9 protein-coding genes are annotated in these 9,092 nt (G+C 36.1%); all 9 read right to left on the bottom strand.

Translation table 11 applies throughout. From position 1 onward, the window contains the following. Window positions 1-59: 59 nt before the first annotated feature. A complete protein-coding gene (locus ACOI1D_RS19925; RefSeq protein WP_422503767.1) occupies window positions 60-566 on the bottom strand; it encodes a GNAT family N-acetyltransferase in 507 nt (168 codons plus the stop codon). A gap of 45 nt (window positions 567-611) precedes the next feature. Beyond that, a complete protein-coding gene (locus tag ACOI1D_RS19920; RefSeq protein ID WP_422503766.1) occupies window positions 612-1,391 on the bottom strand; it encodes a class I SAM-dependent methyltransferase in 780 nt (259 codons plus the stop codon). A 33-nt stretch (window positions 1,392-1,424) separates the two neighbouring features. Continuing rightward, complete coding sequence (locus ACOI1D_RS19915; protein ID WP_422503764.1) at window positions 1,425-3,812, bottom strand: polyprenyl synthetase family protein; 2,388 nt, start codon at window positions 3,810-3,812, stop codon at window positions 1,425-1,427. A 230-nt stretch (window positions 3,813-4,042) separates the two neighbouring features. After that, window positions 4,043-4,726, bottom strand: coding sequence for a Type 1 glutamine amidotransferase-like domain-containing protein (locus ACOI1D_RS19910; protein WP_422503763.1), 684 nt, complete (start codon window positions 4,724-4,726; stop codon window positions 4,043-4,045). Window positions 4,727-5,061: 335 nt separating this feature from the next. Continuing rightward, window positions 5,062-5,688, bottom strand: a complete 627-nt coding sequence (locus ACOI1D_RS19905; RefSeq protein WP_422503761.1) for a hypothetical protein — start codon at window positions 5,686-5,688, stop codon at window positions 5,062-5,064. 63 nt (window positions 5,689-5,751) lie between these two features. Continuing rightward, window positions 5,752-6,099: a VOC family protein gene (locus tag ACOI1D_RS19900; protein WP_422503760.1), complete on the bottom strand. Its 348-nt coding sequence runs from the start codon at window positions 6,097-6,099 to the stop codon at window positions 5,752-5,754. A gap of 348 nt (window positions 6,100-6,447) precedes the next feature. Next, entirely contained in the window at window positions 6,448-7,458 is a 1,011-nt protein-coding gene (locus ACOI1D_RS19895; RefSeq protein WP_422503759.1) for a hypothetical protein, read from the bottom strand. Then, on the bottom strand, window positions 7,439-7,999 hold the full coding sequence (locus ACOI1D_RS19890) for a sigma-70 family RNA polymerase sigma factor (protein WP_422503758.1): 561 nt from the start codon (window positions 7,997-7,999) through the stop codon (window positions 7,439-7,441). Before ACOI1D_RS19890 ends, ACOI1D_RS19895 begins: the two co-directional genes overlap by 20 nt. 465 nt (window positions 8,000-8,464) lie before the next feature. Then, the gene (locus ACOI1D_RS19885; protein ID WP_422503756.1) at window positions 8,465-8,962 is read right to left on the bottom strand and encodes a hypothetical protein; all 498 of its coding nucleotides are present in this window, start codon (window positions 8,960-8,962) and stop codon (window positions 8,465-8,467) included. Window positions 8,963-9,092: the final 130 nt, after the last annotated feature.

The following is a 9,092-nucleotide window of genomic DNA, read 5'->3' as shown; positions in this document are numbered from 1 at the left end:
ATAGAAGAGGGATAATAACTATGGTTCAGGATACTATCTCTAAAAAGTATCCAGTTGGATCAGTAAGAAACAGAGTAAATTTCGACTTTCTGGCCACCTAGTACAATTTGCTTTTCTGCACTCATGTCCAACTTCTTTGCAACCTTTTTTGACGCCAAATTCCCTGGCTGAATTAGAGCAATAAACCTTTTTTTATCAAGAAAATTGATACCATAATCGATAAGTGCTTTTGCCGCTTCTGTCGCATAACCTTTTCCCCAATGATTGCGGGAAATCCAATAACCCACTTCCAATTCACTTATACCATCAATTGTTTGTGGGACTAATCCAGCGTGACCAACTGGACTTCCGTTTTCTTTGTTAACCAAAACCATTAATCCCATACCTTTTCCTTTTTTATACGTACTGTAAATCCACTCCAAAAAATTCTCTGTCTCTTCTTTTTCTCTTGTCTTTCCGTTACCAATGAACCTGACCATTTCTGGATCAGATAATAGGGAGGACAGAAATTCAAAATCACTGTCCGTGTACTGGCGAAAAAATAATCTCTCCGTTTCGATATTCATTGTAAATCATCCTCACTTATCGCTAACTGTTTACATTCAATACTATTAAACTATTACACGAACAATATAACGAGCAAATGTAATCGGCAATCCATCTTTTGTTGCATTTTGCTCAAAAACCCTTGATATTTCTGTAAGGTTTTCTCTTTTTAATGTTCTATAAATCGTGGAAGTCTGACCAAAGCAGCGCAATTTCAGTACATCGTATGGGGAATGCAAATATTCAACGCTATTAATTGTTTCAAACTCTGCAAGTGAAAAATTGCTTTTTTTGACCCGTTGCTTAATAGTATCCAGGATAGGAGTCCCCTCTGTTTTTTCATAAAGATTAGGATATAAAGCATGTAGTTCTTTGCCAAGCATATCACCAGGATGCAGTCCTAGAATCTCTCCACCTCTTTTCACGAATTGTTTTAGGAGAGGATATGCGGATGTTGGTCCTTTTCGGATGTAGGCACAATCAAATTCTTCTGATGAGAAAGGTAAGCCGTTTTTTGTATTTCCACTGATAAATTTAACATTAGGATTTTTATTTTGTTTTGCGGCTTCAATAAAATTATCCGTTACGTCAAAACCAACTGTTTCTTTCGCTAACAAGCCACATTTAACGGTAAATTCCCCATGTCCACATCCAACATCTAAAACATTCTTATTAGCTATGATATGTGCAACTTCTCCATCAAAAACAGACTCTCCATTAGGTTCAATAATTGTTGAGTTCCAAGGATACTTGTATTCATCTTGATAATTACTCAGTTGCTCGTACCATTCTATCGAATGTGGCTGCAACCATCCCTTTAGAGTTGATGGATCTAATAGCTTCATATTAAATTCCCACTCTCGGTATATAGTTCATGATCAAAAATCTCGGTTCACAATATAATTCAGGAAATGTTTAAGAAAAGTAACATTGTGTGGCACCTCCTGCAATACTTCTATTGCAAGGCAATAATGTTCCCACATCTCTTTTTTTGCACCATTAACTCCTAGTGTAGACACAAAGTTTGCCTGAATGTTTTCTGCATCCTTCAAGGTGGGTTTTCCGAGCAATACCAGATCTCCTTCAACATCAAGCAAATCATCCTTAATCTGAAAAGCAATGCCAGCATGATAGGCGAATTTCTTCAAAGCTTTCATTTCTAATTCTCCTTCACTTGCGATAATTGCAGGCATGATAAGAGAAGCTTCAAATGCCATTCCAGTTTTATAGAAGCACATTGTGTTTAATTCTTCAATAGTTAATTGTTTCCCTCTCGACTCCAAGTCCATCGCCTGTCCCATGCACATATCCGCTGTCATTTGGGCCGAATAGTGAATCAAGCGAAGCACCGCTTTCGAATCAAACGACTCAAGAGATGCTTGTTCCTCCATTGCTTTTTGGGTTAGAAAGAGACCGGTTAATTCTGAGGTGGCGACGTTATACAACTCATGTAGGGTTGGACGTCCCCTACGAATTGACGCATTATCCTGGGATGGCAAATCATCGAATATTAAGGAAGCAGTATGCATATATTCCAATGATTTTAAAAGTGGCACAATGGCAGACTTATCTAATCCATATATGTTAATACTCATGAACCAAGTCATGATTGGTCGTAGTCGCTTTCCATCACCTTCTAGACTATAATTAGCAGCATCAATAATTGATACCCTCATCAAAGTGTCCTGATCGTTTTTAGGAATTTGTAAGATATTATCAATCTGATTACGGACAAGTTCGACTGTTTCCAAGAATTCCTCCTGTTCTTCCCGTTCATTTTTCAACTGGGTAATAATATGGTCCCGAAGTAGTTTATCAAAGAAATCCACTTCGTCTGCTTTTCGAACCATATGTTGAATCACGCTATACAATTTTGGAATACCTGAAGCAAAGACATTCATGACTTCATTGTACTTTTGAGTTCCCATCTTTTCTTTATATCTTTTAAGGCCGTTTATTGCACGATCCAAAATCACTTCGCAGGTTTTGGGATCTGATTGATACACGTAATGAATCAAATGGGAGATAACAGCCCAATATAATTCAAACGGGTTGATAAGGTTCGAACGCTCATCATGATATTTTAAATAGTAGGTATAAGGCGTTACTATACCTTTCCTCCTATCATCAAACATATCAGCAAAATCATCCGCCAGCTGGTTGTAGATACCATAAAAGAATGTTCGATTATCAATACCTTCATCGTCACGAGCATTGATTATAGATCGGACAATCAACCGGGAAGAAGCAGATTTCAAAATGACTGGGACATAAATCTCTTCATTCGTATAATTACCGTTAGAAAGATCTTTAGCACGGTCCACTTCCTGTGCTTTAAAAAACAAATAGGATTGCTCGAGAAATTCTTTTCTTGTCTCTGGTCGCTGATGGGCCTTAATATATAGAAATGCATCTCGGAGTTCCGAATGAATAAACAGGATCAGTTCCTTGTTATTTCCAGTCCACTCTCCTAGTTGTGGTACTGTTCCAGTGATAAGAGTGATACGGATCAAATCGGAATATTTTTTTTCATCTTTAGCGGATAAGATTTTAGCATCGAGAAGATCGTCAATGAAGGGATAGGTCAAACCATAGCAATAGCCTAGCCTGATAGCTTTATCAAGTCTCTTCATACGCTCTGCAGATGGTAATTCATTGGTCATTTCTTCCATTTCCTGCATCACTACACCTGCGATGATTTTAATCAATTTCCGCTTTGCTTCTTCCGCGTCCATCCCATCAGGAATATTAGAAGAAACCTTCTTTATTTTTCCTATCACCCATATCAAGGTTGATTCAACGCCCTCTTTTTGGGCGAACCGGTACAACCAGGCCATGCTGAACGCTTTTTCTCCTTTTTTTGTCTCAGCGGATTGAGTCAGATAACGCTTTAACCTATCAACTGCACGCTGAACTCGGCTCTGTATATCAGGTGAATCCAGTGCTTTGCCCAGATCTCGCATAAAAATATAGGAGATGCTGCGGTCTAGGTATTCATCTAATTTTCCTGTTTTATCCAACCACCCAATATAATTATGGTAGTCTCGAGAATCCGGTTTATTCTTTCGAAGTTTTATAAGGGATAATAAGGATAAACGACGAGTATGATTGTGTTTCCAGGATTGAAAATCTTTTGTTAACGCGGGGACATAATTATTTTGTGTGACTTGCTCGCTAAGTAATTTAAAATAATCTTCGGCCTTTTGCTCCGCTAGTTGATAACATGCATCAGCATTTTTCATTAACTCCTCATTCATTCTGCACATTTCCCCTACTCCATGTTAGTTAATATTTGTGTGGACCATTCTTCAAATTAATAGTTAAAATCTAAGAACATCGCTATAAGAATCTAAATAAACATCTATCATATAACTCTAACCATGATTATTATATTCATTAAGTGTTTTTTCAATGTCAGTCAAACCCACAACAGTCCATATTTCTGCAGAAGCATCTATTCTTAATACTTTCATTCTACATGAAACCATCTTAATGGTTATTTTGAAAATTCCCTAATCAAATTACCTGGTTTAATTTCTCTTTTACTTTGATCTTCAAAGACATAGGCTGGGGCATTCCCTATAACAATTAAACTTTTATTATCAAAACAAACACCTGTTTCTTCGGCCAACGCAATTACGGGCTTTTTATAATCTTTGATATAATCATTTATTAAATGGTCATTTTTCACATGATAATGACACCAAAGCGAATAATCACCAATAAGGCCCAAGCCATCAAAATTCTGAAAGTCTATATTGTTTGGATCCATATGGGCACTAGTCATTATATTCGCTCCTAATACTATGGCTCCTGCACTTCCACCATAGATAACTCCTTCGTTTGCTATGTATGCCGTTAAAACCTTATCAAATTCGCTGGTACGTAAATCATTTAACAAACTAAATGTATTTCCGCCACCTATATATACAGCTGAAAATTTATTCAAATCATGAATAGATTTCTTGTCTAAATCGGTCCACATGGTTATGTTTTCAATACCAATTGGCTTAAAAACACTAGTTATCCATTCATAACAGTTTTCAAATGGAATAACACCCTTCAACGCAATAGGGATATATAGCAACGGTTTGTTTGGGTTGATTTGCTTTACAAAGTATTGGTCAATTATCTCTGTTTGCTCTTTATCTCCACCACCAGAAAGTAACACCTTTCCCATAATATCCCCCTATACAACTTGTTATTACTCAAGATTTGTTATTTCTCATTTCGAAAAAGTCACTCCTTGACTTAAATCTATCGTGTGATTATTGATTGAAACAGTAGTGTTGTTTAACCATTCAACGTCTGCGTGATCCATATTGTACTGAGGGAAAAACTAATAATGCCTTTACTGAAAGCAACTATCGCCAGTAACAAGGTGCTATTATCCACGTGTGATTAATGGTTGCATATAAAGAATATCTTGTAATGAACACACATGTAAGGCACAAATAAAATGCGCCTCTATTATAGTTGCTTTGCACAATGAATCTCCCTTACCGCAGGATCTAACTATTCTCTTTCTTGGTACATTATCTCAAAAAGACCATCCATTTGTTGAGAATCAGCGTCAACTTTCCATCCTTCATTTGTTTTTACGAGACGTATCTGACCAAAGTCCGATATAATTCGTTCTTTACCATCAGGTACTACAGGGTTAATGACTACTTTAATGTCGTAGTCAAGATTTATCTCTTGGGCACTGGTATCGATGCCTTTTTCGTAGATCTTAATATCTTTAACAGATAAATTACTTTTCGTTTCCTGTGACAACTGTCTAATGAAACTAAAAACACCATGTAAAGCAACATTCCTCAGCCCATTTTCTGTTGCATAGTCACCTAATTTTTTTTTGATTTTCCCCTGTATTTCCCCAATTTGAAATTCATAATTTTCATCGTAATTAACATTATATTGCATTACCTTAAAGTGTTTTGCTGCATTTATTATTTGATTTTTCTCTAGCTTTTGAATCTCTATTTTTAATTTATCATTCTTTTGTTTTAAATTATCATTTTCTTTTTTTACTTTTTTTATTTCTGCTATTCTATCTTTTTCACCAACTGATTCAGTATAAATATTAACAGCAACAGCAAAGATAAGAACCACTATGATACTTAGAAGAACTTTTTTGCTCATCTGTATAAGCCTCCCCGTCTATAATCGAACAGTTATTTTTCTCCTCGAACCATTTAATTTCTGTTATTCCCAAAAACAAACCTGTAGTTTGTTGTCATCCGGGTCATAAATATCGAAAAAAGTGTTTGTATTATCTTTTTGTAATTCACTTACTCTTACACCATGTTGCTTTAACTTTTCGTATGTATGTATAATATCTTTCGCAAAAAATATAGGATAGGCTCGATGTACGGAGGAAGTTTTTGGACTTCCCTGCTCAATCGTTAAAGGCACGCCACTGTTTCCAATGCTTAAAACGCGATAACCTTCATCTTTAAACGCTTCCTTAAACCCTAGTTTTTCTTGATACCAGGTGCTTGATTCTTCTACATTACTAACCATTAAACAGATAGTGTCAATTCTTTCTATCATATATACCACTTCCTTTGTTTAGCTGCTTCTTTACTCATAAACCTCATTCTTGCCTAGTACTTTGGATAGTTTATAACTTCATCAAATATTTTTTCGTACATAATGTCTCCTTTTTGATAGATATTTGGTTTTAGTACTTCTTTATACGGTATAATTAGTTGGAAAGTTTCAAATAGTGACTACCATTATACCACTTAAACCTATAGAAATTTACTGTTAGAAAACTTGGCTTATCGCCAAGCCTTAGTGGCGAAAGCCTTAGTTACACTTATGCAGTAAGAAAGGATTTATAGTTTCTTACCTGCCAAAATAAAAATCCGGAAGGTAAATATCTACCTCCCGAACTTTCTAATCAGTATCACTCTGTTGTTTCAAAAACATGAATAGATCATCTTTATTGTATGTTTTGTAAATCATCTTTTTATCATTGAAGACAGCATAGGCTGGTGACTTTTTTAAATCTAAAAATTCATATTGTCTATTCACATTTTTTAGGGAACTTGTCGTTTGGATTGATGTGACATCATTTTCTATTCCTTGCTTTTCCAATATTTCTCTTCCAATCGAATCAACCTCATCAACAACAAACAATGCATATTCTCCCTCATTTTTTGCAACCAAAGGGTATACCTCATCGAAATTAAAGGTTTCCATTGTACGCATTAGCTTGTCGCTCTCACTATAGAACTCGACTTTTTCAGGTTTTGCGTCGCTTACATACATATAGTAACCATTGTGGGTCTTACTAGTCAGTTGCATATTATCAGTTTGGATTTCTATTCTATCTACAAACCGACCAACTGAGCCGAATCCAATACCTTCCTCAACAGAATACCAGTGAGTATTTCGAGATTGATCAATAGAAGTGAATTCCAGTAATTTTTTTGTATTGGTGTTATTTTCCTTCTTCACCTCGACTAGGGCATGGTAATGAAAGCCAATTCCAAAACTAGCTAAAACAATCCACCGATCTTTTTGTTTAATGGACGTTACTATTTCGATGTTGTTTATGTCTTCTTCCTGAATCTGTCCCCTTGAGATGACACCTAATAATTCCTCAGGTTCAATAGGTGCTTGCTGGTAAACGACCGAATTATCGGAAGTATTGGAAGGAGACAGGGGTGATGATAGATCACTAAATTGAAAATAAGACAATAAAACAACAAAGAAAACGACACAACCCATACCAGATAACCAATACCTGTTGGAAAAGGCTGATGGAAATAGACGTCTTTTCCGTTCAGTTTCTGGCAACTCCTCCAGTGTCCGATCGATTCTATTTTTTACGATTTGACTTGGTTCCACTTTTTCTTGAGCACCCCTGCGTTTCAATACCTTGTCAATTTCTTTTTGATCCATTCTTACCACCCCTTTCTGCTTCATCTTTTTCTAAATAGTCGGCAAGCCTATTGCGAGCACGGTTTAGTCTTGATTTAACTGTTCCTTCTCTAACTTTCAAAATCTCGGAAATTTCCTGAATGGTCAATTGTTCATAATAAAATAATGTGATGATTGTTCTGTGCATCGTATTCAAGTTATCCAGCCCCTCGGATAATTGGTAATAATCGTTTTGTGCCTGTTCTGTTTGAGATTGAAGCAGAGGCTCTACTGACTCGGTAGGAATAATTTTTTTACGTTGTTTCAGTAAGTCATAGCATTGGTTAATCACTATCCGCGTTAACCAAGTCTTGAAATATTGCGGTTTTTTCACCTTATGAATTGAATTGTAACTTTTAATGATTGCTTCTTGAATTGCATCGGCACAGTCTTCTTCATGGTTTAAAATACCTTTGGCGATGCGATATAAGGAGTTTTGGCTTTCTTTGATCAGACGGGTGAATGCAGCCTTATCTCCTTTTTGAGCTAACCTAACATCGGTTTCATCTATCACGTCTTTCACCCCTCCTTTGCCCATTAGACATATGAATATAGAAAAAGGTTCCTTTTGTTTAAAATTTTTTAATTATGTTCTCTTTGTAAGTTTTGTTGCCTATTAACCTTCGCATTTGATGAAAAGTGCGACATAGTGAAAACTACGGAAATAAACATCCCGCAGGAGGCTTCTCATGCCAAGGAATCAACCGATATCTGGAAATATCAACCGTAGTGACCTTGGAATCAACCGTTATCCGAAAATATCAACCGTCGTGACTCTGGAATCAGCCGTTATCTGAAAATATACTGCGTCAAAAAAGCTTTGAAAAAGAGCCCTTAAATAAAAGTGCGTTTCATCAATTTCAGAAACGCACTTGATAATGTATTTAATTTTGCTTCTTTGTTAAAAGATAAGTATTTGAACAATAAATGAAACTAATAATAGCGTTAGGATCAAAGCGGTTTTAGTTAACCTTTATTGCCATTCCTTCTATGTATGCTGGTTAGTAGGGGAAATCATTTTTTTGAAAAAGGCCTTTATATGATCTCCTTCTTCCAGGTTAGACAGAATCCAATCTGCTTCATCTGAAACCACTTCCTTAATCAACTTGACAGCATTTGAATGGTCATAGGGCGTTATGTTTTGATATATGTCTCTGATTTTTACCCTTAAATTCTCTTCTAGAGACATTTCGATTGTTTTCAATCCAAGTTGCGCGCGGTTTGGATTGTACCTGTGAAATAAAACTCTAGCAAGATGAATCATAACGTGATGCAGCATATTTACTGACCATAAATCATTCCCTCTTGCTGCTGATTTATTATATTGAAAAAGAACCCACGCAACATCTATCACATCATCTCGATATTCAGCTGCGGATAGTGATAAATGCTGTGTTTTTAAGTACTTATTTAATCGGTTTACAGGATCGTACAATGATTTTATATAGTCTTTTTCAATATAGGTTTCTTCTCTGACAACTCCCACAGCTAAAGCAGTGGGGTTCTAGGGTACCTGCAAGCTTCTCAATGGTGCCCGTATCTTTCCTTTTAGAAAGAGTTTCCACCAAAGCACTGGCGTGCTTTCCCCTAAAACATTAACGGACGTATTGCGTTTT

The sequence above is a fragment of the Virgibacillus sp. DJP39 genome (genome assembly GCF_049310925.1).
Classification (GTDB): domain Bacteria; phylum Bacillota; class Bacilli; order Bacillales; family Amphibacillaceae; genus Virgibacillus_F.
This window is presented reverse-complemented; position numbering and strand designations above follow the sequence as displayed.

Excerpts from the sequence above, each read along its gene's own strand:
- ACOI1D_RS19920 (WP_422503766.1), bottom strand. The coding sequence starts at position 1,391 with ATGAAGCTATTAGATCCATCAACTCTAAAGGGATGGTTGCAGCCACAT.
- ACOI1D_RS19905 (WP_422503761.1), bottom strand. The coding sequence starts at position 5,688 with ATGAGCAAAAAAGTTCTTCTAAGTATCATAGTGGTTCTTATCTTTGCT.
- ACOI1D_RS19925 (WP_422503767.1), bottom strand. The coding sequence starts at position 566 with ATGAATATCGAAACGGAGAGATTATTTTTTCGCCAGTACACGGACAGT.
- ACOI1D_RS19910 (WP_422503763.1), bottom strand. The coding sequence starts at position 4,726 with ATGGGAAAGGTGTTACTTTCTGGTGGTGGAGATAAAGAGCAAACAGAG.
- ACOI1D_RS19900 (WP_422503760.1), bottom strand. The coding sequence starts at position 6,099 with ATGATAGAAAGAATTGACACTATCTGTTTAATGGTTAGTAATGTAGAA.
- ACOI1D_RS19895 (WP_422503759.1), bottom strand. The coding sequence starts at position 7,458 with ATGGATCAAAAAGAAATTGACAAGGTATTGAAACGCAGGGGTGCTCAA.
- ACOI1D_RS19915 (WP_422503764.1), bottom strand. The coding sequence starts at position 3,812 with ATGTGCAGAATGAATGAGGAGTTAATGAAAAATGCTGATGCATGTTAT.